This window comes from Sorangium sp. So ce1504, from assembly GCF_051521635.1.
GTDB classification, from domain to species: Bacteria; Myxococcota_A; Polyangia; order Polyangiales; family Polyangiaceae; genus Sorangium; species Sorangium cellulosum_B.
Genome location: NZ_CP150365.1, coordinates 2,697,770 through 2,720,929, shown reverse-complemented (window position 1 = coordinate 2,720,929; position 23,160 = coordinate 2,697,770). Strand labels below are relative to the sequence as shown.

The following is a 23,160-nucleotide window of genomic DNA, read 5'->3' as shown; positions in this document are numbered from 1 at the left end:
TCCCGCGCATGGGTACCGCGAACGCCCCCGCCCCCCGACGGCGCTCGGCCCTGCGCCGCGCCGCATGCGCGGCCCTCCTGCTGGCCGCGTGCGGCCCCGCGCCCACGCTGGCCGAGCCGCGCGCGCCGGAGCCGCCGCCCGCCGCCGAGACGGTCTACATCGTCCTCCAGGATCCGCCCCCGGCCGCGGCGATAGCGGCGGCCGACGGCTGGGTGCCAGAAGAATTCCCCGGCGACAACCCGTTCGAGCGGACGCGGACCTGGATCGGCGATTACGACTGCCCGCAGGGCACGACCGAGATGACGTTCCGGATCCTGGAGGTCAAGGGCGACAGGATCAAGGCCGTGTTCGGCTTTCATCATGCCGAGTCCGGCGCCGCCGGCAAATACCTCATGAGCGGCCGCTACGACGCCGAGACGCGGACCGCATCGTTCTCGCCCGGCGCCTGGCTCGAGCGCCCGCCCAACTACGTCACCGTGGGCATGAAGGGCGACCTCGCGTTCGACGGCTCGCTCTTCGCCGGACGCATCGAATACCCCGACTGCGGCGCATTCCGGCTCCGGCCGGCGGGGTAGCGCCGCCCCTCGCGCCGCTCGTCGCCAGGCCACGCCGAGCGACGAGCAGCGCTTCCGTCATGTGGGCAGTCGCGCGAGCGAGGGGCGCGGCGCGACCCTCAGGGCGTGCTCGACGGGTCTGCCGGGTCGCTGCCCTCGTCTTCCTCGTCGCCGTCGCGGAATCCATCGCCGTCGCGATCCAGCCCGATCCGCTCCCCCGAGCCCGGCGGCGCGCACGTGTACGTGAGCTCGCCCCGATTGCGCGAGGCCCGGTGCCGCAGCGCCGCGTCGCGGATCGGCGCGTCGCAGAGCCGGTCGCCGACGAACAGGCCCGCGCCGACGTAGAGGAACCCCGCCGCCTCATGGTCGTGCGATCCCTTGACCACGAGATCGCACTCCCCTGCATCAGCCCGCGCGCGGAGCAGATCGATCCTCGGCCCGACCGCGGCCGCGTTGTGGCGGGTCAGCGTCACCTGCTGCCCGACGATCGGCGCCAGGTTGCTGTCGAACGCGAGCAGGAACTGCTCCACCTCGCGCCGCATCACGTCCCCCTCCGGCCCCGGCGGGAACCCGCCCGGGGTGAGCGGCGACTGGTTGAACCCCATGTCGAGGGTCGCCGAGCTCACGAAGCGGAAGAGCGTCGGGACGCCCCCTTCGTTGTTGAAGCCGAAGCCGCGGACCTGGTCGCCCAGGAACGCGTCGCTGCCCGGGAAGAGATCGTTGTTCGCCATCCCGAACATGCCGACCTTCTGGTACAGATTGCGGAAGTGCGGCGATTTGAAGGCCTCGGTCTCCAGGTCGAACGTGTACCGGCCATCGCCGCCGAAGAAGCCAGGCGCATCGACGCCGAACTCCTCGTTCGCGTGGCGGTCGAGCACATGGCACGAGACGCAGGTGCCCTCCTCGCTGAAGTCGGACACGTTGTTGAAGAAGAAGCCGCGCCCGGCCTGCTGCGCCGGGGTGAGCGAGTTGTCCAGCGCCCGGATCGGGTTGGGCGGATAGGTGACCTGCAGGATGAAATCGGCGAACGCCTGCATGTCGGCCTCGGGGATGAACTCGCTCCTCCCCAGGAGATCCGTGAACGCGGCCTGGAACTCCATGAACGCCGTCACCTCGTCGAACGTCCCGCTGTCCGGGTGCGCGCTCGGCTCGTCGTCGCCCCCGGTGCGATCGCCGCGCCAGTGCATGGGCCCGTGGTTCGCCATCCCGCGGAGGCTCTGCGTCGTCATCGGCCCCTTCATCGGGTGGTGGGTGTCGGGTATCCCGAAGTCCAGCGGGTGTGACTCGAACGGCCCCGGGATGTCGACGACCACCCCGTCCGGATTGCCGAGATCCCAGGCCAGGCTGTCGAAATCGCCGTAGACATGGCAGCTCGCGCACGACGAGTCGCCGTGGCTCGACTCGAACGACGCGTCGTAGAGGAACCGGCGCCCGGCGACCACGCTCGGCGGCTCCGGGTTGTACATCGGCACGTGCGCGATCTCGGCCTTGGTCGTCGTGCTCAGGATCGAGATCGCGTTGTCGAAGCGCGTGATCGTGTACAGGCGCCGCCGCGCCTCGTCGAGCAGGAGCCCCGTCGGCCCGCCGCCCGGCACCGGGATCTGCGTGGAGGTGCTCGGCGTGAAGGTGTTGTTCTCCAGGGCGGCGGTGCTGAACACCCCGATCTTGGACGACCCGATCGTCGCCACGTACAGCGTCTTGCCGTCGCTCGTGACGGCCATCTGCTGCGGGAGGGCGAGGCTCTTCTGGTTCTCGGCGTTCGGGACCGGGGCGCAGCACGCGTCGTAATCGATGTGTTTGTTGAGGTGCCTCGGCGTGACGCTGCCCGCCGGGCCGAGGACGGTGATCCTGCTCTCGTGCAGGTGGCCCCGTGTCGTCTGGCCGGCGAAGATCCCGGGCCCCTCGAAGCGCTTCTCGTTCCCCGCCTCGGTGTTCGACACGTACACCTTCCCGCTGACCGGGTTGACCACCATGTTGTAGAGGATGGTGCCGACGCCGGTGTAGAACCCGGCGGCGCCGGGCAGCTGCCTCGGCGGGCTCGCGTTCGCGTCGATGACGAACACGTCCTTGTCGGGCAGCGAGAGCCGGACGGAGCTGTCCCAGACGCGGTTCAGCTCGTCGACCCAGTGGGCACCATTGAACTTGACGATGAGCCCCGTCTCCGGGTGCGGGATCCCCTCCGCGTTGGTGGCCGGCCCGGGCACGCCCCCCGCCGCCTCTCCGCCGTTCGGGATCAGGCCCTCGTGGAGCGCGGTTGTGCGGTTCCCGGAGTGGAAGGCCGCCGCATACACCTTGCTGCCGTCCGGCGTCACCGCCAAAGCCCTCGGGGTGTCGCTGAACAGCGTGACGATCGTGAGGGGCGCGCCGGCGAGCGTCGGGCCGAGGTGGGCGGCGTCGAAGACCCATACGTCCGCCCGGCCCACGCCGGGGGTCGTGAGCTGGGGATCGAACGGGATGTTCTGTCCGCGGTGCGCCGTCGTGATGAACGCGCGGCGCCTTCCAGGACCCGCGAACACGATATCGCGCGGCTCGTCGCCCACGAGCAGCGTCCGCACGACCCGGCCCGAGCGCGCCCCCTGGGTCAGCTCGACGACGCTCACGCTGTCCGACAGGTGGTTGACGACCCAGACCTCGGTATCGCTCCGCGCCGCCACGGCCACCGGCTCGAGGCCGACGGGGATGGAGGCGCGGTGCTCGATACCCTGATCCTTGACCCGATACACCTCGAGGTGGTTGTCGGGTGTGTTCACGGCGAATAGCAGCTTTCCGTCGGGCGAGAGCGCGAGCGGACGCACATGGCCGCTCTCGAAGAGGGTGAAAGACGACGCCGCCTCGGCGGATCGGCCGGCCGCGAGGCCCACGAGCAGCGCCGACGCCGCGACGAGGCGGCAGAGGACATCGCGCACGACAAAGTACGAGGCCATGAGTCACCTCCGGTGAGTGGGGTTCTCTTCACATGATTTCGAATGGCAAGCAGACGATAAAGCGCGAAGGTTGAGTTAAAGGGTAGTCGTGGCCGGCTCGCATTGCAATATCGCAATGGTTTTGCTTCAGCAATCGATGCCTTCGGCACACCTGCGCCGAGCTACCTACCGAGGTGTCGCGACGGTGCGAGGCAGTCCAGTCGGGCAGACGGCGCCGGCGACCTCGAGACGACCCCCCGGATCGCCGTGATCCGGTCGCAGAGCATCGCGGCGCCGCGGCGGTTCATGGTAGGCTGCGCAACATGCAGGGGGGCCTCGCAGTCGGGCCGTCGTCTCGGCGCCGGGAGCACGGCGCCGGTCGTTCGATCGGCCGGCATCGCGCGCTGCCCGCGCGGCGCTGCGTGCGAGAGAGGACAGCCCCCGGACCCCCGCCGCGCGCCCCTTCCCGCCGGCGCCTCGCGCGCCCGTCGAGCGCCGCCCGCTCGACGCGCCCTCTCCACGATCCCGAGAAGGAGCCCCGAGAGACCATGAAGACATCCGCTGTGCGTCGCACGATCGGCTGGCTCGCGGTGACGGCGCTATCCCTGCTCGCCTCGGCGTGCCAGCCGGAGCCCTCGCGCGGCGATCGGAGCAAGGAGGCGCGGCCGCCGCTCCGCGTCAGCCACGGCTACTGGGTTGGGTACTTCCCGATGTCGATCGCCAAAGAGAAGGGCTTCTTCGACCAGCAGGGCGTGGACGTCGAGCTCCTCTTCAACCCGGACCTGTACGGCATGATCTCCGATTTCACCGCAGGGAAGGTCGACGGCCTGCCCTGGACCATGGAGGTCGTCGTGCGCGTCCTCGCGAGGGAGCCGGACGCGCGGGTCGTCCTCTACCTCGGCCAGACGGCGGGCGCCGACGTCGTCATGGCGCGGCCGGAGATCGAGAAGATCTCGGATCTCAAGGGGAAGAAGATCGCGGCCAAGACCGGCGCCCTGGGCGAGATGCTGGTCGGCGAGATGCTGGAGAGGAACGGCCTCGCCATCGACGACGTGACGCTGGTCAACGTGAGCGAGACGGACGTCGCCCCGTTCCTGGCGAACAATACGATCCAGGCCGGACACACCTGGGAGCCCTACGTGACGCAGGCGGCGAAGTCCGGCGCCAGGCCGATCTTCTCCAGCAGGGAGACGCCCGGGCTGTTCGCCGATTTCATGATGTTCCGAGGCACGGTGCTGCGCGACCGGCCGGACGACGTCCGCGCCTTCATCCGGGGCTGGTTCCAGGCCGTCGAGTTCTGGAAGGCCCACCCGCAGGAGAGCAACGAGATCATCGCGAAGGCGCTGAAGATCCCGGTCACGGACATCAGCATCGACGGATACGAGCTCTTCTCGCTGGAGGAGGTCCGACAGCGGTTCGCGCCGAACAACGACCCCACGTCGCTGGCCCCGCTCGTCAACAAGCACGTCGATTTTCTCGTCCAGGACGGGCAGCTGGGGCGCCGCCCGGACATCAACAACATCTTCGATTCGTCCTTCCTGCCTCCCGTCACGAAGCGCGAGTGATCGCAGCGGCGCGTGGAGCACCTGGAGAGCACCACCACGGAGGTTCGACGAACGCTATGAGTCGCGCAAGGCAGCAGCTGCCGGTCCCCCTGATCACCCTCCGCATGAAGCTGATCGTGGCGCTCCTGACGGTCGCGCTCGCGCCGCTCTCGATCCTCACGCTCCTGAACAAGCGGACCAACGAGACGGTGCTGACCGAGAGCGCGAACCAGGCGCTCGCCGCGGCCGCGTCGCAGGCCGCGAACAGCGTCGACGACTTCATCGAGAGCAACCTCGACGCCGTCCGCGTCGAGGCCCGCCTGCCCGGGCTGACCAGCTACCTGAGCCTCGGCGAGGAGGCCCGGAGGAGCGGGACCGAGGAGCACGCGCGCGCCTCGAGGACGCTGCACGGGCTCATCCGGAAGGACACGATCAACATTCTCTCGTACGCGCTGCTCGATCAGCGCGGGCAGAACGTCCTCGACACGGTGCAGACGCCCGTCGACAGGGACGAATCCAAGCGGGACTACTTCGTCGGCGCGGTGGAGACGGGCCTGCCGTACGCGTCGTCGGTCGTGTTCGCCGGCGAGGTGCCCCAGCTCGTCTTCAGCAGCCCCATCCGCGACGCGCTGAACAAGAAGAAGACGATCGGCGTGCTCCGGTGCACCTACAACCTGTCCGCCGTCCAGCGGATCATCCTCTCCCAGACGCGCCTCCTGGAGGCGTCGGACGCGTTCGCGATCCTCCTCGACGAGCACCACGTCCGCCTGGCGCACGGCCGCTCCCCGGAGCTCGTGTTCAAGTCGCTGGTGCCGCTCGCCCCGGAGCTCGAAGGCCGGCTCAAGGCGGAGCGGCGGCTGCCGGACAAACCGGCCGCGGAGCTGTCGACCGACGTGCGGGCCTTCGACGAGGGGCTGCGCCGGTTCGAGCGCGAGCAGGACCCCACCTCGACGGCGAGCCGCTTCCTGCAGGCCCGCATGGCCGCGAGGGACGCCCCCATGAGCGCGGTGGCCCTCGCGCGCGTGAGCGCCTTCGACGGCATGAAGAAGCCGCCGTGGACCGTGGCGTTCGTGCGGCCGGAGGCGGCGTTCCTCGAGCCCATCGAGGAGAAGACGACGCGCGACGCCCTGCTGCTCGCCTCGCTCATCGCCGCGATCGTCACGGCGGTCGCCGTCCTGATGGCGCAGGTCCTGACGAGGCCGATCACCCGCCTCGCCCAGGCGGCGTCGCAGCTGGCGAGCGGGAAGCTCGACACCGCGGTCGAGGTGCGATCCCACGACGAGATGGGCACGCTGGCGGAGTCGTTCAACCAGATGGCGCGCCAGATCCAGGGGTCGTTCGAGGAGCTCGAGCACCGCGTCGAGCAGCGCACGGCCGAGCTGAAGGAGGCGAAGGTCGCCGCGGACGCCGCCAACAAGGCGAAGAGCGACTTCCTCGCCAACATGAGCCACGAGCTCAGGACGCCGCTCAACGGCATCCTCGGCTACGCGCAGATCCTCCGGCGCTCGCGGGGGCTGAGCGAGCAGGACCTGCGCGGGATCGACGTCATCCATCGCTCCGGCGCCCACCTGCTCACGTTGATCAACGACGTCCTCGATCTGGCGAAGATCGAGGCGCAGGCGATGGAGGCCCACGCGAACGATTTCCACCTGCCCTCGTTCCTGCGATCGACGGCCGAGATCTGCCGCATCCGCGCCGAGGAGAAGGGCATCGCGCTCGTGTATACGCCCGATCCCGAGCTCCCCACCGACGTCTACGCCGACGAGCGGCGGCTGCGGCAGGTGCTGATCAACCTGCTCGGCAACGCCGTGAAGTTCACCGAGAAGGGCAGCGTCTCCTTCACGATCAAGCGGCTGGGCGAGGGGCCGCGCCCGCCGCACGCCTCCGCGCCGGACTCCGCCGCGCTCCAGAGCGCGCCGCGCAGGACGCACCGGGTGCGCTTCGAGATCGAGGACACCGGGACGGGCATCAGCCCGGATCAGCTCGACCAGATCTTCCTCCCGTTCAAGCAAGCCAGCGACGGCAAGCGCCGCGTCGACGGGACGGGGCTCGGGCTCGCGATCAGCCAGCGCATCATGAAGCTGCTCGGCAGCTCCATCGAGGTGAGGAGCGAGCCCGGCAAGGGGAGCGTGTTCTGGATGGACGTGATCCTCGCCGAGTCGCCCCGGCGAACCCAGCCCACGGCGCTCCGGCCCGCCTCGGCGGTCGTCGACTACGAGGGCAAGCGGCGGCGGATCCTCGTGGTCGACGACCAGCCCGAGAACCGCGAGGTGCTCGTGAAGGTGCTGCAGTCCGTCGGGTTCGAGACGTCCGAGGCCACGGACGGCAAGGAGGGCCTCGCGGCGGCGTCGGAGCGCGAGTTCGACCTGGTGATCACGGACCTCGCGATGCCGGAGCTCGACGGCTGGGAGATGATGCGGCTGCTCCGGAAGGCGCCGGATCGAGCAGGATTGAAGATCTTCGCGTCGTCCGCGAGCGTCTTCCTGTCCGATCAGGACAAGAGCCTGGCCGCGGGCGCCGACGATTTCCTCCCGAAGCCGCTGCAGCTGGAGGAGGTCTTCGACAAGATCCAGCGGCACCTCGGGCTCTCGTGGATCTACGAGCAGCAGGGCGATCCTGGCGCGCCGGGCGAGGCACCCGCCGGCGCCCACCGCGACCCGAGCTCACCCGAGCCCGCCGGCGGCGCAGATCTCCCGATGACCGCCCCAGCCGCCGAGGATCTGCGGCTCCTCTTCGATCTCGCGCACAGGGGGCTCTTCCACCAGCTCCAGAAGCACCTCGACAGGCTCGAACGCGCCGATCCGAAGCTCGCGCCGTTTTGCAGGCACCTGCGCCGCCTGATGCAGGATTTCAAGATGGAAGCGGTTGAAGATTTCATCAAGATGCACCTACGCGATTGACGTTGCTTGGACGGCGCGCGCCTTGGTCGTGGCAATGGGAGCGCGCGCCTCCTGGAGGGTAGAACGATGGATGCCAGTGAAGCCGGTACGATACTCATCGTGGACGACAACCCGAGGAACCTCGGTCTCTTGTCCGATACCCTGACGGGCTCAGGCTTCGAGGTCGCGGTGGCGGTGGACGGCGCGCGCGCCCTCCGGCTCGCGAGGGAGGGGATGCCGGATCTCATCCTGCTCGACGTGAAGATGGATGGGATGGATGGGTTCGAGACGTGCCGGCGGCTGAAGGGAGACCCGGCCACGGCCGCTATCCCCGTCATCTTCATGACGGCGAGCACGGACCTGTCCGCGGACCGGGTGAAGGGCCTGAACCTCGGGGCCGTCGATTACCTCGCCAAGCCGTTCCTGGACGAGGAGCTGCTCGCGCGCGTCCGGGTGCACACCAAGCTCAGGAGGCTGACGATGCACCTCGCCGCGCAGGTGGACGAGCGGATCGCGGCGGAGGCGGCCTTGCAGCGGCTCACGCAGGAGCTGGAGAGGCGCGTGGGAGAGCGCACGGTGGCGCTGGAGCGCGCGCTCGAGGGGCTCACGCAGGCGCAGGCGCAGATGGCGACGGTCATCCGCGCGGCGCAGGCGGTCTCGGGCGAGATCGTCCTCGACGACGTGCTCGACCGGCTGATGCGGCTCACGCTGGAGCATGCCGGCGCGCGGAAGTGCGTCCTCGTGCTCTCGCGCGAGTCCGGGCTGGTGATCGAGGCGTCGATCACGAGCGAGCCGGACACGGTGGTGCTCGGGCTCTCGAAGCCGGTGGGCCCGGGCGCCGATCTCGCGGCGTCGCTCGTGGAGGAGGTCGCGCGGGCCCGGCAATCGATCTTCGTCTGGGACACGAGCCGCGACGCTCGCCCGGAGGACGCGCGGTACCTCGCCGGGAAGGGGCCGAGGTCGATCCTCTGCCTGGCCATGATGTGCCAGGGCGAGCTGATCGGCGTCCTCTACATCGAGGGCGACGCGGCGCCGGAGCCGCTGCTCGCGGCGCAGCTGGAGACGCTCGGGCTTCTGGCCTCCCAGGCGGCGGTGGCCGTGAAGAACGCCCTGCTCTACGGGCACCTGGCGGACATGACGTCCGAGCTCCGCCGCTCGAACGAGCGCCTGGAGACCGAGGTGGCGCGCCAGACGGAGGAGCTCCGCCAGACGAACGAGCGCCTGCAGCGGGAGCTCGTGGAGCGCGCCCGGGCCGAGGAGGAGCGCGCCCGGGCCGAGGAGGAGCGCGCCGCGCTGCAGGCGGAGGTCATCGACGCGCAGAGCGCCCGGCTCGCGGAGCTCTCGACGCCGCTCATCCCGATCACCGATCACATCATGGTGATGCCGCTCATCGGGACGATCGACTCCGCGCGAGCGGAGCAGGCGCTCGAGGCGGCGCTGAACGGCGTCCAGGCGAACCGGGCGAAGGTCGTCATCATCGACGTCACCGGGGTGACCGTGCTCGACTCGGCGGTCGCGAGCACGCTGATGAGCACGGCGATGGCGCTGCGGCTGCTCGGGTCGAAGACGGTGATCACCGGCATCCGCGCCGAGCTGGCGCAGACGCTCATCGATCTGGGCGTCGATCTCGGCGCCGTGGTGACCAAGGGGACGCTCCAGAGCGGCATCGGCTATGCGCTCCAGCAGGCCGGCGACGGCGTGGCGGGCCTGCACGTCAACGGCAAGCACGCCCGCAACGGCGGCGCGCCCGGGCGCAGGAGCGGCCATGATTAACGACCGGCGGATCGCGGCCATTCGCTCGCCGCGGCGGGGAGCGCCGCCCGGTACCCCAGGTAGCGCCCGAACGCGCGCATCGCCTGGTTCCAGTGCTTGGGCTCCTTCACCAGCATCTCCTTCACGCCGACGTCGGCCAGCGCGTCGCCCACCTCGATCCACCGCGGCTCGCGCGTCAGCGCGTAGGCGGCGCCGAACACGGGCACGATCAGCAGGTTGAGGTCGGCCGTCCCGCTGTCGTCGTACGCGTCGGTCTCGCAGCCCCACAGGTACCGGAACGCGCGCCCGTCCGAGGTGATGGCGCGCTCGGCGAGCCAGCCTGCCGCGCGCGCGACCACCTCGCGGACGCGCGGGTCGCCGGTGAGCGCGTGGTAGTCCATGAGCGCGTCGACGAGCAGCGCGGTCATGAACGGCGAGCCGCCGCGCGGGCCGCGCTCGCACTCCGACGGGTCGGCGCGGGTCAGGTCGTGCTCGAACGCGCCCGACGCGCCCTGCTGCTGCCACGCGACCGTGCGATCCGCGAGCCCGCGCAGCGTCGACAGGAGCTCCGGCCGCGGGTCGAGCGCGTAGTAGCTCGACAGGGTCATCATCACCCAGGCCATGTTGCGCTCGGTCACGCGCAGCACGTCCTCCCTTCCGCCCGTGAGCGCGGCCTGGTTCTGCCGGAGGGCCTCGCCCATGGCGAGGACCGCCTCCCTGGCCGCCGGATCGCCGGTGAGCAGGTAGTCGTCGACCATCCCCTGGCCGAGCATGCGCCGGAGGACTTGCCAGGAGAGGGGCGCCGCCGGGCTCCAGTCGTCGCGCTCGCAGACGTGGACCGCGAGGCGGCGATCGGGCGAGAACCTGAGCTCGTGCTGCCGGTACCAGACGGCCTCGGCGCGCGCGCGCCGGTAGCGCGCGGCGTCGCCGTTGCGGAGGAAGCGCTGGTAGAGCGCGTGCGGGCCGTCGTAGTACGTGCGGTACGGGGCCGCGCAGCTGACACCGTACGCGTCGTAGGCGGGCGTCATGCGGGCGAGCGCGCCCTCGATGCCCGCCTCGAAGCCGGGGAAGCGGCGATCGTCCATGGCCGGGAGCTGCGGCCCGGACACCAGGCTCGCCGCGTACCACGACGGCGGCAGCACCGCCGCGATCGGGCCGTCCGGGTTCGGCAGGAGCGCCTCGTCGAGCACGGCGCCCCGAGGGATCTGGAAGGGCCGCGGGACCTGGGTGAGCCGGGGGGCCGGGGGAGCTTGGCGGTCGGCGCGCTGCGAAGGTGACGATGGCGAAGGGGCGCCGAAATCCAGCGTGTAGATCGCTCGTTCTCCGGGCGCGAGCGCGGCGCGGAAGACGAGGAGCGCGCTGCGGATCGAGCGGCCCCTGGGCCAGACGGCGAGCGGCTTCGCGCGGAGCGGGACCGCCGCGCCGCGCGCGTCGCGCAGGCGGATGAACCGGACGTCGCGCAGCGCGCCCGGCGCGAACGGCACGGCCGCCGACACGACGGCTTCCGGCGCCGGCAGCGCCGCTCCCGGCGGGCGCTTCGCGGGCGCGGGCGCGGGCGCACTCGGCGCGGCGTCGGCGACGAGCAGCAGCGGGACCGATTCCGCGGAAGGCGGCGCCGGGAGCGCAGGCGCCCCGTGCGCCTCCAGGACGGCCCGCACGCGCGGCTCCACCCGGCGGGCGGCGGGCGCCCGGCCGCAGCTCGCCAGGAGGAGCGGCGCTGCGAGGAGCAGCGCCGCGAGCGGGCGGCGGGCGGCGGGCCTCGCCTTGGCGCGCTGCGCATCCATGCCGCATCCGATGCTCTGCGCCCGCCGCGCATCGCGGCACAGCCGTCGAGCGCACGGCCGCTATGAGGCGGGCTGCTCGGCACGGCGCGCTCGCCCGATCGCGCTCGCCGGCGCCGCGGGAACGAGGGCAAACAGCGCGTCGAGCCCGCTCGGCAGGCCGTGGGCCCGAACGCCTCGGACCCTCGCCGGCATCGAAGGGGAACCTGCTGCGATGCTGTGGGCTGTCCTGAGCGTGTTCGTCGGAGCGCTGCTGGCGCCGGCCCTCCACCGCGGGCTCGGGCGCCCGGCCGGCTGGCTCTTCGCGGCGCTCCCGCTCGCGGTGCTCGTGTTCGCGGTGCCGTTCGTCCCGTGGCCCTTCGCCGAGGGGGAGGCCCATCACGCGTCGCTGCCGTGGATCCCGTCGCTCGGCGTGGAGCTCGCGGTGAGGCTGGATGGGCTCTCGCTCGTGTTCCTCGGGCTCATCTGCGGCATCGGCGCGCTGATCTTCGTGTACGCGAGCGAGTACCTGCGCTCGCACCCGCGGCTCGGGCGGTTTTACGCCTACCTGCTCCTGTTCACGGGATCCATGGCGGGCCTCGTGCTCGCCGACGACGTCATTCTCCTCTTCGTGTGCTGGGAGCTGACGAGCGTGAGCTCGTATCTCCTCATCGGGTGGGACCACGAGCGGCCGGAGGCGCGCAAAGCCGCCTTGACGGCGCTCCTCGTGACGGGCGGCGGCGGGCTCGCCATGCTCGCGGGCCTCGTCCTCCTCGTCGTGGTCACCGGAGAGACGCGGATTTCGCGGTTCTCGGGGGACGTCGTCCGCGAAGGCCCCCTCTACCTGCCGATCCTGCTCCTCGTCCTCGCGGGGGCCTTCACGAAATCAGCGCAGGTGCCCTTTCATTTCTGGCTCCCTCGGGCGATGGAGGCGCCCACGCCGGTCAGCGCTTATCTGCATTCGGCCACGATGGTGAAGGCCGGCGTCTATCTGCTCGCGCGCCTGCATCCGACGCTGGGCGCGACGCGACAATGGTACCTCGTCGTGACGGGCTTCGGCGCCGCCACGATGGTGGCGGGCGCGGCGCTCGCGGTCACGCAGAAGGACCTCAAGCGGATCCTCGCCTATTCGACCGTGAGCGTGCTCGGCCTCCTCACGATGCTCCTCGGCATCGGGACCCGGGCGGCCGTCTCCGCGGCGGTGGTCTATCTGGTCGCGCATTCGCTGTACAAGGGCGCTCTCTTCATGACCGCGGGGACCCTGGACCACGAGACCGGGACCCGCGACGTCACCCGCTTGCGGGGCCTCGCGCGGCGGATGCCGATCACCGCGACGGCGGCCGTGCTGGCGGCGATCTCGAGCGCGGGGGCGCCGCCCCTCCTCGGTTTCCTGTCGAAAGAGCTCTTCTACGAGGCCGTCCTGGCGCCGCCCTCGATGACGGCGGTCCTCGCCGGGGCCGCGGTCCTGTCGAGCGCCCTCCTGGTCGTGGTGAGCTTGGTCGTCGCCCATCGCCCCTTCTTCGGGGGTCCTCCGGCGGCGCCCGCGCTCCCCAACGAAGCGCCGCTGTCCTTGTGGCTCGGGCCAGCCACGCTCGCGGCGGCGAGCCTCGTCCTCGGGGTGGCGCCGCGGCTCCTCGGCGACCTCCCGAGCGCGGCGGCGACCGCGATCCTCGCCCGGCCCGCGCGGCTCGAATTGCACCTGTGGCACGGCCTGACCCCCGTACTCGGGCTCAGCGTCGCGACGCTCCTCGCCGGCCTCGGGCTCTTCCGCGTCCTCTCCGGCCGCGAAGGGCGCCTCCTCGACGCCGCCACGCGCCTCGGAGCCTGGGGCCCTGCGCGCGTGTACGACGCTGCCTTCGCGGGGCTCCTCCGGTTCGCGGAGTGGCTGACCGGGCGGCTCCAGACGGGGCATTTGCGCCGTTATCTGCTCATCACGGCCCTGACGACGGTCGTGCTCGTCGGGACGCCTCTGCTCCGGAGCCTCCCTTTCACGATCCCGTCGCTCACGGTGGAGTTCCCGGAGCTCGTGCTCGCGGGCGTGATCCTCGCGTCCGCGGCCATGGCGACGCGCACGCAATCGCGCCTCGCCGTCGTCGCCGCGCTCGGCGCGATCGGCCTCTGCGTCATGCTCGTCTACGTGATCTTCAGCGCGCTCGATCTCGCGCTGACGCAGATCATGGTCGAGGTGCTGACGGTCGTCATCTTCGTCCTCGTCCTGCACCACCTGCCGCGCTTCGTGCCCCGATCCCCCGCGCGCGTGTGGATCCCGGACGCGATCGTCTCCGTGATCTTCGGGGCCACGGTGACCCTGTTGATCCTCATGTCGTCGACGCTCTCCCCGGAGCCGATCCTGCGCGAGTTCTTCGTGGCGAAGGGGTACCCGGAGGCCCACGGGCGGGACATCGTCAACGTGATCCTCGTGGATTTCCGGGCGATGGACACGCTGGGCGAGTCCACGGTCCTCTGCGTGGCCGGGATCGGGGTCTATGCCCTGCTCGCGACCCGCACGCGGAAGGGGGCCTGAGCCATGCCCTCCGTCATCCTGCGCGCCGCCACGCCGGTCTTGATGGTGCTCCTGATCATCGTCTCGATCTACGCGCTCCTCCGCGGTCACAACGAGCCCGGGGGCGGGTTCCTCGGCGGGCTCATCATCGCAGCGGCGTTCTCGCTCCACATCCTCGCTCACGACGTCCCCTCGACGCGGCAGCTGCTCCGCGTCGCGCCCCAGACGCTCATGGGGCTCGGGCTCTCGACGATCCTGCTCTCGGGCGTCGTCGGGCTCGTGGCCGGCGGATCCTTCCTGCAAGGCGTGTGGGCGACCGTCCCCGTGCCGGGGCTCGGCGACGTCGCGGTGGGGACGCCGGTGCTGTTCGACGTCGGCGTGTATGCCGCCGTGATGGGCATGGTGCTCATGATCCTCCTCATGGCCGCGGAGATGAGCTCATGACGGTCCTCCTCGCGATCGTCGTCGGCGGGCTCTATGCGTCGGGGCTGTTTCTCATGCTCCGGCGCAGCATCGTGAAGCTCGCCTTCGGCCTCGTGCTGCTCGGGCACGGGACGAACCTCCTCATCCTCACGGCAGCGGGCGTCGTCCGCGGCCGTCCCCCGCTGATCCCCGAGGGGGAGGGGGCCTTCCACGCGCCGCCGGCCGATCCCGTGGCCCAGGCGCTGATCCTGACGGCGATCGTCATCAGCTTCGCGGTCGTCGCGTTCGCCGTCGTCCTCCTTCATCGCGTTCATCGGACGATGGGCAGCGACGACATCGACTCTCTCGAATCGACCCGCCCATGAAGGTGCTCCTCGTCCTACCCGTCCTCGTCCCCCTGGCCACGGCGGCCCTCTCGCTCCTCTCCTTCCGACGCGTGGGGAGACAGCGCGCGCTCGGGCTCGTCGGGAGCGTCCTTCAGCTCACCGTCGGTATCGCCTTGCTCCGCGCCGTGCACCGGGGAGGCATTCAATCGACCCAGCTCGGGGGCTGGCCCGCGCCGTACGGCATCACCTTCGTGGTCGACCTCTTCTCCGCGCTGATGGTCCTGCTCTCGGGCGTCATCGCGGTCGTCACGTCGATCTACTCCCTGTCGGACATCGACCGCGGACGGCGGGCGCACGGGTTCTACCCGCTCATGCACGCGCTCCTCATGGGGACGAACGGGGTCTTCGTCACCGGCGACCTCTTCAATCTGTATGTCTGGTTCGAGGTGACGCTGATCGCGTCCTTCGTCCTCCTGGTGCTCGGCAACGAGCGGCCGCAGATGCAGGGCGCGATCAAGTACGTCGCGATGAACCTGATCTCGAGCGCCCTGTTCCTCACCGGCCTCGGCATCCTCTACGGATCCGTGCACGCCCTCAACATGGCCGACCTCTCGCTCAAGCTGCCGAGCCTCGCGCCGCCGATCCGGTTCACCCTCGCGATGATCTTCCTCGTCGCGTTCGGCATCAAGGCCGCTGTCTTCCCCCTCTTCTTCTGGCTGCCGGACTCGTATCACACGCCCCCCGTGACGGTCACCGCGCTGTTCGCGGGGCTCCTGACGAAGGTGGGTGTCTACGCCCTCGTGCGTAGCTTCACCCTCCTTTTCGTGGGCGACGGGGAAGCCACCCACGCGCTCCTCCTCGGGATCGCGGCCTTCACCATGGCCGTCGGCGTGCTCGGCGCGGTGTCCCACCGGGAGGTCCGGCGGATCCTCGCGTTTCACAGCGTGAGCCAGGTCGGCTACATGGTCATGGGCCTCGGCCTGTTCACGCTGTCGTCCCTCTCGGGGGCGATCTTCTTCGTCCTGCACCACGCCATCATCAAGTCGAACCTCTTCCTCATCAGCGGGATCATGCGATCCGACGGGAAAGACGTTTCCCTCGACCTTCAGGGCGGGCTCCTCGCGCGGAGCCCCGGGCTCTCCGCCTGCTTCCTCGTCACGGCCCTCTCCCTCGCCGGCATGCCGCCCCTGTCGGGTTTCTGGGCCAAGCTCATCCTGGTGCGATCGGGGCTCGAGGTCGGCTCGCGAGGGGCCGCGGCCGTCGTCGCCACGAGCCTCGCCGTCGGCCTCGTCACCCTCATTTCGATGACGAAGATATGGAACGAGGCCTTCTGGAAGCCCGCGCCCGCCGAGGCCGACCTCGCCCCGCGCGAGAGCGGGGCGCGGCGTCGCGCGCTCCTGTACGTGCCGGTCGTCCTCTTGACCGCGCTGGGCGTCACGCTCGGAATGGCGCCCGAGCCGCTCCTCGCCGTCGTCCAGCGGGCCGCCGCGCAGCTCGCCGATCCGACCGAATACGTGCGCGCCGTGCTGGGGGAGGGTCGCCCATGAGAGCCCTCGTCCTCAATCTGTTCCTGGCGATCGTCTGGGTGGGCCTGACCGGCCGCGCCACCGCAGGGGGCCTCGTCTTCGGCTTCCTCGTCGGGTACCTCTTGCTCCTCTGGCTCCGGCGCCTGATCGGCCCCACGACCTATTTCGAGAAGCTGCCAGGGGTGCTGTCGTTCATGCTCTTCTATGCGAAAGAGATGGTGCGGGCGAACCTCAGGGTCGCCCGCGACGTCATTTCGATCAGGCGAAAGAGCCGACCCGGCATCGTCGCGGTCCCCCTGGATCTGACGACCGATCTCGAGATCACCGTGCTGACGATCCTCCTCGCCCTGACGCCCGGCACCTTTGGCCTCGACGTCTCGGGCGACCGCACGGTCCTCTTCGTCCATGCGATGTTCGTGGACAGCGCCGACGCGCTGCGCGCGACCATCAAGAGCGACCTCGAGCGCCGCGTGAAGGAGCTCTTCCGATGACCCCGCTCTTGCTCGTCGCGACCGCCGTCGTCACGGTGGCGTTCGTCGTCGCGTTCATCCGCCTCCTGCTCGGGCCGAGCCTGCCCGACCGCGTGGTCGCCATGGACCTCATGGCGACGGTCGGCAGCGGGGGCATCGCCCTCTACGCGATGGTGACCGACCACGGCGTCCTCCTCGACGCGGTGATGGTGCTGTCGCTCATCTTTTCCCTCGGCACCATCGCGTTCGCGCACTACCTCGAGCGGCAGGGGGAGACGTCGTGATCCTCGAGTTCGTCGAGGGCGCGCTCCTCGTCGTCGGATGCATCTTCATGCTGCTCGCGGCCGTGGGCATCCTGCGCATGCCGGACCTGTTCACGCGACTCCAGGTGACATCGAAGGCCTCGGTGTTCGGGATGACGTGCATCATCTCGGCCTCCGCCCTTCATTTCTACGACCCGGCCGTCACCACCCGGGCCATCGTCATCATCGCGTTCGTTGCGCTGACGATGCCCGTGGCGACGCACTTGCTCGCTCGCGCCGGTTACACGACCAACACGCCCCTCTCGCCGGAGACCGTGGTGAACGAGCTCGCGGCGCATTACGACCCGACGACCCACACCCTCGCCGGCACAGAGCCGAGGACCCGCACGTTCGAGCTCGTGCCCGGGGCCGCCGTCGTCGGCAAGCGTATCGCCGAGCTCGGGCTGCCTGCCGGCGTGCTCATTCGCGCCGTTCACCGGGAGGGCGGGACCGTCGTGCCCCGAGGCCAGACGATCCTCGAGGCCGGCGACAGGCTCGAAGTGCTCGTGGAGCCGGCAGAGCTCGGCCACGTGCGTAAAATCTTCGAGGCCTAGCACCCCAGCCGCACCTCGACGCCCCCGGCGCTCGGCGGGTAGGCGTGTTTGCCAGGCTCGCCATCCTCTCTTATCCTATGCGGTTCGTCCGCTTGCGCCGCTTCCCTGCGGCGAGCCGGGACGAAGGGGGGTTGTAATGAACAGAAAGATGCTGGTCGCCGGGTCGCTCCTCGCTCTCACGGGGTGTGCTGGGAACGTGGACGCTCCCGGCGCAGGCGGAACCGACGACCCGGACGAGCTCGAGACGGCGCCCGGGCCGCTCCGGGCGGGTGACGTCATCGCGTATGCGGCCGAGACGTCCCACCCTTACGCTGGTGGCTGGAAGCAGGCGATCACCTCGCCGGGCGCCACGTTCGTGCGCGTGCACTTCAACGACTTCTCTCTCGCGAAGGGCGATTATGTCACCGTCTCGAGCCCCGACGGCGCGCAGTCGTTCCGGTACGAGGACCGCGGCCCGAACGGGGACGGCGACGTCTGGGCGTTCGCCATCGACGGAGATACGGCGATCGTCGAGCTGCACAGCAGCACCGGCGGTGGCCACGGGTTCTCGATCGCGGACATCGGCCACGGGACGGTCGCGCTCGCCCCGGTCCCTGTGACATCGGGCGAGGCGACGCCGCACAGCGTCTCCCTCGAGAGGAGGCCCGGCGGAGGCACGCCGGATATCGTGTGTGCCACGGAGGGTCGCGAGAACATCGCGTGTCACGACCTCAACGACCAGCAGAGACCAGTGGCGCGGCTGCTCTTCCGGCGCGACGCGGGCATGTACCTGTGCACGGGCTGGCTGATCGACGGCGCGAACGACAACACGCTCATCACCAACAACCATTGCATCAGCACCCAGACGGAGACGACAAGCCTGGAGGCCCGCTTTGGTTACCAGTACACGGACTGCTCTGGCACGACTATCGCAAACGGCCAGCCCTTCGCTGGCAGTACCCTCCTCAAGACGAACAGCCGGACCCGCACCCGTTCCGGAGGCGGTCTCGATTACACGCTTATCCAGCTGACGGGCGACTCCGCGAAGAACCCCCAGACGACCTGGGGCAAGCTCATCCCGACGACGGCGGCGCCCAGCGTCGGCGACCACATCAACTTCATTCAGCACCCGGGCGGGAGGCCGAAGCAGATCGGCTACTGGAGGGATGCGGCGCATACCCTCCGCTGCCAGATCGACGCGATCGATCGGACCTACTCCGGCACGCGCTCTGGATCGCAGATCGGCTACTCGTGCGACAGCGAAGGGGGCTCTAGCGGGTCGCCGATCATCGACGCCGTGTCGGGCAACGTGGTCGGCCTCCACCACCTCGCCGACGTCGATTGGTTCAACTGCCGGAACGGGGGAACAGAGATGTCCGCTATCTGCGCGGACGCCGGCAGCCTCATCAGTTGCGTCGACGAATGAGTCGGACGAAGGCCTGTGGTGCCCCTGACAAATCCCTCGTATTGTTGGCATTTTTAGCGGGGAATTGAACAAGAGGCGGGGAGACGGGAGATGGGTGGGATCTCACTCCCCGTCTCCTCGCCTCCCTGTGAATTCTCCCGAAAAATTCGAGGGGATGCTCCAGGTCGCGTCCCTGTCGCTCCAGGCGAAGGGCGCCAGTGTCGAGCGCCGCGAGGCCGGTCGCCCCCCGAACCGCGGTCAGGCGACGGCGGCGATCGTGCGCGCCAGGCGCCGTGTTAAGCGTCGCCGCACCATGCAGGCGCCCGACACCGATCCCCCCCCGCCCTCGGAGCAGCTCCAGGACAGCGCCCCCCCGGCCGAATCCCCCACGCTCGCCAGCCGCGGCGCTGCCTCCCGGCGCCCGCACGCGCGCCGCTGGGCGGTCGGGCTGCTCAGCGCCCTGCACGCCCCCGTCTTCGCCTGGGCCGCGCTCTCCCTCCCCTTCCGGCCGTGGACGCTCTTCGCCGTGGTCACCGCCGCGCTCGCGCTGCTCCACGCCGCGACCGCTGTCCTCTCGCTCCTCCCCCACCCGCTCGCGCCGCGCGCCTTCCGCGCGACGTCGTTCTGCTCGCTCGGCTACCTCGCCTTCCTGAGCTTCGGGCTCCTCTCCTCCGCCGTCTACGTCGCCTCGCTGAACCGCGGCCTCGGCACCGGCATCGCGGCGGCGCTGCTCGCGGTCTGGGCGGTCGTCGCGCTCCTCACGCTGCCGTTCGCGTGCTGGGGCGTCGCCTCGACCGGCGGCCTCCGCCTGCTCCGCGCGAAGCGCCGGCCCTCGCCCGCGCTCTCCGCGCTCGCCGCGCTGGTCGTCCTGGCCGCCCTCTCGCTGCTCTTCCGCCACCGCGTCGCCAAGGCCGACGTCGTGCCCGTACCGGGCGGCGCGCCGTCGCGCACCGGGGCGGCGCTGCGCGAGGCGCTCTCTTCCTTCGACGCGCTCCCGCCGCCGCCGGCCAAGGCGCCCTCGCTCATGACCACGGCGCCGGCCGCGTGCGCCGCGCCCCCGGAGCCCGACCGCCCCACCCTCGTCGTCACCCACCTCGCCCCCGGCCGCGACCCCGAGCGCGCCGCCGTCGCGACCCGCTGCCTCCAGCCCGCGCCGGGCGAGGACGCCGCGGCTGCGCTGCGCGGCGCGCTCGCCGAGGCCCTGCGCGGCCCGCTCAAGATCGACGTCGTCTCGGCCGCGCAGCCGCTCGCCTCCCCCGGCCCCGGCCTCGACGGGCTGTCGCTGCGCCCCGGGCTCGACGGCCTGTGCCTCGCGGAGCGGTGCCTCATGCCGTGGCAGCTCATCGCGCTCGACGCGTTCAACACGAACGCGCCGCTGGCCGGCGTCCCCGACTTCCGCTTCGGCGTGGACTTCGCGGTCCTGCGCCGCGCCCTCGGCGAGCCCGAGCCGCCCGGCGGCCACACCGCCGGCGGCGCCGCGCTCCGGGACGGCCTCGTGCGGATCGAGACGCTCAGCTACGCCGTCGACGCCGAGGGCGCGCTCCACCTCCTGTCGCGGATCGGAGAGCCGTCGGTCCCGCTCACCGAGGCGACCGCGCAGCAGGCGGCGGCCGCGGCCCAGCGCTACATCCTCGGCGCGCAGCGGAAGGACGGCATGTTCCGCTACATCGTCGACCCGTTCACCGGGCGCGCGTCGTTCGACGGGTTCTCGATCGCGCGGCAGGCCGGCACGACGCTCGCCCTGTGCGAGCTCGGGGTCGGCGCCGAGGGCGTGCCCACGTCGCCGGAGCTCGCGAAGGTGGTGCAGCGCTCGCTCGGGCTGCTCGCGAAGCTCGAGCGCAAGGCCGGCGAAGGCAACGCCGTCGGCGCGCTCTTCTACCCCAAGGACAGCCCCGGGACGATCGCGGGCCTCAACCCCACGGCGCTGAGCCTTGTCACGTTCCTCTCGTGCCGCGACGGCGTCCACAAGGCGCGCACGCACGACGCGCTCATCGGGCGGCTCGCCCGCATGGTGCTCGCCACGCAGCGGGACGACGGCGGCTTCGCGCCGCAGCTCGACCTAGCGCGCGTCGCGCCCGTCCTCGGCCCGACGCAGCTCTACGAGGGAGGCCAGTCGGTGCTCGCGCTGACGCTGCTCGAGGCGCTCGCCGCCCGCGAGCCGAGCCCCGAGCTCCCGCCCGCGGCCGCCGTGCGCGCCGCCGTCGATCGCGCCATGGACTACTACGCGAACCGCTACTGGGACCATTTTGCCAGTGATTTCGTGTACATGGAGGAGAACTGGCACTGCCTCGCGGCGCGCGCGGCGCTCGGGCACCACCGCCGCGACGACTACGAGCGGTTCTGCCTCGACTACGTGGCGTTCAAGTCGCGGCTCGTGCTCGACGAGGACAGCGGGGTGACGCCCGATCTCGTGGGAGGGTACGGGTTCGGCAACGTGCTGCCGCCGCACAACACGGCGACGGCGGGGTTCGGCGAGGCGCTGGCCGCGGCGATGGCGGTCAAGGAGGCGCGCGGCGAGGACCTCGCGCCCGATCAGGCGCTGATGCGGCGGGTGCTCGGGTTCCTCGTGCGGCAGCAATGGTCGCCCGCGACCTGCTTCGCCTGCAGCCCCGACGTGGTCATCGAGGGCGGCTTCAGCGAGAGCATGGCGTCTCCCCGGATCCGCATCGATTACGTGCAGCACGCCTGGGCCGCGCTCGGCCACGGGGGCCGGATGCTCGGGCTCGTGCCAGGGCGGAGCGCGCCGGCGGCGGGGCCTCTGTGAGCGCGGGCGGCGAGGGAGAGGCCGTCGCGAGCGCTGGCGCCGGCGGTGGACCGAGCCCGCGGGGCGGCCCCGTGGGCGCCGGGGCCGGCGGTGGATCGAGCCCGCGCGGGGCCGCTCGCTTCGGCGAGCGCCGGGCGTACGCGTACGGCGTGACCGCCGCGTTCCTGCTCCTCATGCTCGCCCCGCTGTTCCGCCGCCCACCGGTGGACAGCTTTCCGCTGTCCACCTACCCGATGTTCTCGTGGGGCCGCCACGACGCGCGGACCGCCGTGGAGCGCGCCGTCGGCGTGGACTCCCGGGGCGGGCGGCGGCCGATCCCGCCGCGCCTCGTGGGCAGCGAGGAGGTGCTGCAGGCCAAGGCCACGCTGGCGCAGAGCATCCGTCAGGGCGCCCGCGCGGCCCGCGCGCTCTGCCGCGGCATCGCGGCGCGCGTCGCGGCGCAGGACGGCTACGCGGATGTCGTCGCTGTCGAGATCCGGACCGACACCTTCGATGCCGTCGCCTTCTTCGAGGGGCAGGAGGCCCCGATCGACTCCAGGCTCCACGCGACGTGCAAGGTGGGCGCGCGATGAGGCGGCTCCTTGCGCGGTTCGACCGCGCCTTCTTCGCGGAGGCGCCCGCCGAGCGGCTCGCGCTCTTGCGGCTCCTGGTCGGCGGCTTCGCCCTCGTGTACCTCTGCGTCCGCGCGGTGCACTTCCAGCGGGTGAGCCACCTGCCCCCGGAGAGCTTCAGGCCCGTCGGCGTGGTCTCGGTGCTGTCCGCGCCGCTCCCCCTCTGGGCGGTACAGAGCCTCCTTGGCGCGGCGATCGCCGCCGGCGCGGCGTTCGTGGCGGGCTACCGGTTCCGCGTCGCGGGGCCCGCCTTCGGCGCGCTCCTGCTCTGGGTGCTGAGCTACCGGAGCTCCTGGGGCATGGTGTTCCACACCGAGAACCTCCTCGCGCTCCACGTCATCGCGCTCGGCCTCGGGGCCGCGGCGGACGCGCACTCGCTCGACGCGCGCGCGGCGCGCCGCGCCGGCACCCAGGCGCCGGCGCCGGACGGCCGCTATGGCTGGCCGATCCGGCTGCTCTGCGCGATCACGGTGATGTCGTATTTCATCGCCGGGGTCACGAAGCTCCGGAACAGCGGCCTCGACTGGGCGACGAGCGACATCCTCCGCAACTACATCGCTTACGACAACGTCCGGAAGATCGCGCTCGGCGACACGCACTCCCCGCTCGGCGGCGCGCTCGTCCGCTACGGGTTCCTGTTCCCGCCCCTCGCGCTCGCCAGCCTGGCCATGGAGCTCGGCGCGCCGCTCGCCCTGTTCAGCCGGCGCGTCGCGGTCGTCTTCTGCGGCGCCGCCTGGCTCTTCCACCTCGGCGTGCTGCTCACGATGGCGATCCTGTTCCCGTACCCGCTGCTCGGCGTGGCGTTCGCCGGGTTCTTCGAGCTGGAGAAGATACGCGATCTGAGGCGCCCGCGCCGCGTGAACGCAGCCATCGGGGACGGGAGGCCGTGAGGGGCGCTCCCGGGC

General features: G+C 71.1%; 17 protein-coding genes. 15 read left to right on the top strand and 2 right to left on the bottom strand.

Features of this window, described 5'->3' with window-relative positions; all coding sequences use genetic code 11:
• The first annotated feature begins 8 nt into the window (after window positions 1-8).
• Window positions 9-575 (top strand): hypothetical protein, encoded by a 567-nt coding sequence (locus WMF39_RS10490; protein WP_437745397.1) that lies wholly within the window; start codon window positions 9-11, stop codon window positions 573-575.
• 98 nt (window positions 576-673) lie between these two features.
• Here WMF39_RS10490 and WMF39_RS10485 read toward each other — a convergent pair whose 3' ends face one another.
• Window positions 674-3,478: a hypothetical protein gene (locus tag WMF39_RS10485; RefSeq protein ID WP_437745396.1), complete on the bottom strand. Its 2,805-nt coding sequence runs from the start codon at window positions 3,476-3,478 to the stop codon at window positions 674-676.
• A 527-nt stretch (window positions 3,479-4,005) separates the two neighbouring features.
• Here WMF39_RS10485 and WMF39_RS10480 point away from each other — a divergent pair.
• From WMF39_RS10480 to WMF39_RS10470, 3 genes are all read left to right on the top strand, one after another.
• Window positions 4,006-5,022, top strand: coding sequence for an ABC transporter substrate-binding protein (locus WMF39_RS10480; protein ID WP_437745395.1), 1,017 nt, complete (start codon window positions 4,006-4,008; stop codon window positions 5,020-5,022).
• 56 nt (window positions 5,023-5,078) lie between these two features.
• Complete coding sequence (locus WMF39_RS10475) at window positions 5,079-7,901, top strand: ATP-binding protein (protein ID WP_437745394.1); 2,823 nt, start codon at window positions 5,079-5,081, stop codon at window positions 7,899-7,901.
• A 66-nt stretch (window positions 7,902-7,967) separates the two neighbouring features.
• Window positions 7,968-9,653, top strand: a complete 1,686-nt coding sequence (locus WMF39_RS10470) for a response regulator (protein ID WP_437745393.1) — start codon at window positions 7,968-7,970, stop codon at window positions 9,651-9,653.
• On the opposite strand, the gene WMF39_RS10465 is transcribed toward WMF39_RS10470, so the two are convergent.
• Window positions 9,650-11,416, bottom strand: a complete 1,767-nt coding sequence (locus WMF39_RS10465; protein WP_437745392.1) for a hypothetical protein — start codon at window positions 11,414-11,416, stop codon at window positions 9,650-9,652. The genes WMF39_RS10470 and WMF39_RS10465 overlap by 4 nt on opposite strands.
• A gap of 211 nt (window positions 11,417-11,627) precedes the next feature.
• Between WMF39_RS10465 and WMF39_RS10460 the strand changes: the two genes are divergently transcribed.
• The 11 genes from WMF39_RS10460 (at window position 11,628) to WMF39_RS10410 (ending at window position 23,145) form a co-directional block, all read left to right on the top strand.
• Complete coding sequence (locus WMF39_RS10460; protein WP_437745391.1) at window positions 11,628-13,916, top strand: putative monovalent cation/H+ antiporter subunit A; 2,289 nt, start codon at window positions 11,628-11,630, stop codon at window positions 13,914-13,916.
• Between the two features lie 3 nt (window positions 13,917-13,919).
• Window positions 13,920-14,339, top strand: a complete 420-nt coding sequence (locus tag WMF39_RS10455; protein WP_437745390.1) for a Na+/H+ antiporter subunit B — start codon at window positions 13,920-13,922, stop codon at window positions 14,337-14,339.
• Entirely contained in the window at window positions 14,336-14,683 is a 348-nt protein-coding gene (locus WMF39_RS10450; RefSeq protein ID WP_437745389.1) for a Na+/H+ antiporter subunit C, read from the top strand. The genes WMF39_RS10455 and WMF39_RS10450 overlap by 4 nt, the downstream gene beginning before the upstream one ends.
• On the top strand, window positions 14,680-16,191 hold the full coding sequence (locus WMF39_RS10445) for a proton-conducting transporter transmembrane domain-containing protein (protein ID WP_437745388.1): 1,512 nt from the start codon (window positions 14,680-14,682) through the stop codon (window positions 16,189-16,191). Before WMF39_RS10450 ends, WMF39_RS10445 begins: the two co-directional genes overlap by 4 nt.
• Window positions 16,188-16,661 (top strand): Na+/H+ antiporter subunit E, encoded by a 474-nt coding sequence (locus WMF39_RS10440; RefSeq protein ID WP_437745387.1) that lies wholly within the window; start codon window positions 16,188-16,190, stop codon window positions 16,659-16,661. The genes WMF39_RS10445 and WMF39_RS10440 overlap by 4 nt, the downstream gene beginning before the upstream one ends.
• Window positions 16,658-16,924: a monovalent cation/H+ antiporter complex subunit F gene (locus tag WMF39_RS10435; RefSeq protein ID WP_437745386.1), complete on the top strand. Its 267-nt coding sequence runs from the start codon at window positions 16,658-16,660 to the stop codon at window positions 16,922-16,924. The genes WMF39_RS10440 and WMF39_RS10435 overlap by 4 nt, the downstream gene beginning before the upstream one ends.
• Window positions 16,921-17,496 carry a monovalent cation/H(+) antiporter subunit G gene (gene mnhG, locus WMF39_RS10430; RefSeq protein WP_437745385.1) on the top strand — a complete coding sequence of 192 codons (576 nt, stop codon included), beginning with the start codon at window positions 16,921-16,923 and terminating at the stop codon, window positions 17,494-17,496. Before WMF39_RS10435 ends, mnhG begins: the two co-directional genes overlap by 4 nt.
• Window positions 17,497-17,632: 136 nt before the next feature.
• Window positions 17,633-18,901: a trypsin-like serine peptidase gene (locus WMF39_RS10425; protein ID WP_437745384.1), complete on the top strand. Its 1,269-nt coding sequence runs from the start codon at window positions 17,633-17,635 to the stop codon at window positions 18,899-18,901.
• A gap of 127 nt (window positions 18,902-19,028) precedes the next feature.
• Window positions 19,029-21,644, top strand: a complete 2,616-nt coding sequence (locus tag WMF39_RS10420) for a hypothetical protein (protein ID WP_437745383.1) — start codon at window positions 19,029-19,031, stop codon at window positions 21,642-21,644.
• The gene (locus WMF39_RS10415; protein ID WP_437745382.1) at window positions 21,641-22,216 is read left to right on the top strand and encodes a hypothetical protein; all 576 of its coding nucleotides are present in this window, start codon (window positions 21,641-21,643) and stop codon (window positions 22,214-22,216) included. The genes WMF39_RS10420 and WMF39_RS10415 overlap by 4 nt, the downstream gene beginning before the upstream one ends.
• Window positions 22,213-23,145: an HTTM domain-containing protein gene (locus tag WMF39_RS10410; protein WP_437745381.1), complete on the top strand. Its 933-nt coding sequence runs from the start codon at window positions 22,213-22,215 to the stop codon at window positions 23,143-23,145. Before WMF39_RS10415 ends, WMF39_RS10410 begins: the two co-directional genes overlap by 4 nt.
• The last annotated feature ends 15 nt before the right edge of the window (window positions 23,146-23,160 follow it).

Excerpts from the sequence above, each read along its gene's own strand:
- WMF39_RS10490 (WP_437745397.1), top strand. The coding sequence starts at position 9 with ATGGGTACCGCGAACGCCCCCGCCCCCCGACGGCGCTCGGCCCTGCGC.
- WMF39_RS10485 (WP_437745396.1), bottom strand. The coding sequence starts at position 3,478 with ATGGCCTCGTACTTTGTCGTGCGCGATGTCCTCTGCCGCCTCGTCGCG.
- WMF39_RS10480 (WP_437745395.1), top strand. The coding sequence starts at position 4,006 with ATGAAGACATCCGCTGTGCGTCGCACGATCGGCTGGCTCGCGGTGACG.
- WMF39_RS10475 (WP_437745394.1), top strand. The coding sequence starts at position 5,079 with ATGAGTCGCGCAAGGCAGCAGCTGCCGGTCCCCCTGATCACCCTCCGC.
- WMF39_RS10470 (WP_437745393.1), top strand. The coding sequence starts at position 7,968 with ATGGATGCCAGTGAAGCCGGTACGATACTCATCGTGGACGACAACCCG.
- WMF39_RS10465 (WP_437745392.1), bottom strand. The coding sequence starts at position 11,416 with ATGGATGCGCAGCGCGCCAAGGCGAGGCCCGCCGCCCGCCGCCCGCTC.
- WMF39_RS10460 (WP_437745391.1), top strand. The coding sequence starts at position 11,628 with ATGCTGTGGGCTGTCCTGAGCGTGTTCGTCGGAGCGCTGCTGGCGCCG.
- WMF39_RS10455 (WP_437745390.1), top strand. The coding sequence starts at position 13,920 with ATGCCCTCCGTCATCCTGCGCGCCGCCACGCCGGTCTTGATGGTGCTC.
- WMF39_RS10450 (WP_437745389.1), top strand. The coding sequence starts at position 14,336 with ATGACGGTCCTCCTCGCGATCGTCGTCGGCGGGCTCTATGCGTCGGGG.
- WMF39_RS10445 (WP_437745388.1), top strand. The coding sequence starts at position 14,680 with ATGAAGGTGCTCCTCGTCCTACCCGTCCTCGTCCCCCTGGCCACGGCG.
- WMF39_RS10440 (WP_437745387.1), top strand. The coding sequence starts at position 16,188 with ATGAGAGCCCTCGTCCTCAATCTGTTCCTGGCGATCGTCTGGGTGGGC.
- WMF39_RS10435 (WP_437745386.1), top strand. The coding sequence starts at position 16,658 with ATGACCCCGCTCTTGCTCGTCGCGACCGCCGTCGTCACGGTGGCGTTC.
- WMF39_RS10425 (WP_437745384.1), top strand. The coding sequence starts at position 17,633 with ATGAACAGAAAGATGCTGGTCGCCGGGTCGCTCCTCGCTCTCACGGGG.
- WMF39_RS10410 (WP_437745381.1), top strand. The coding sequence starts at position 22,213 with ATGAGGCGGCTCCTTGCGCGGTTCGACCGCGCCTTCTTCGCGGAGGCG.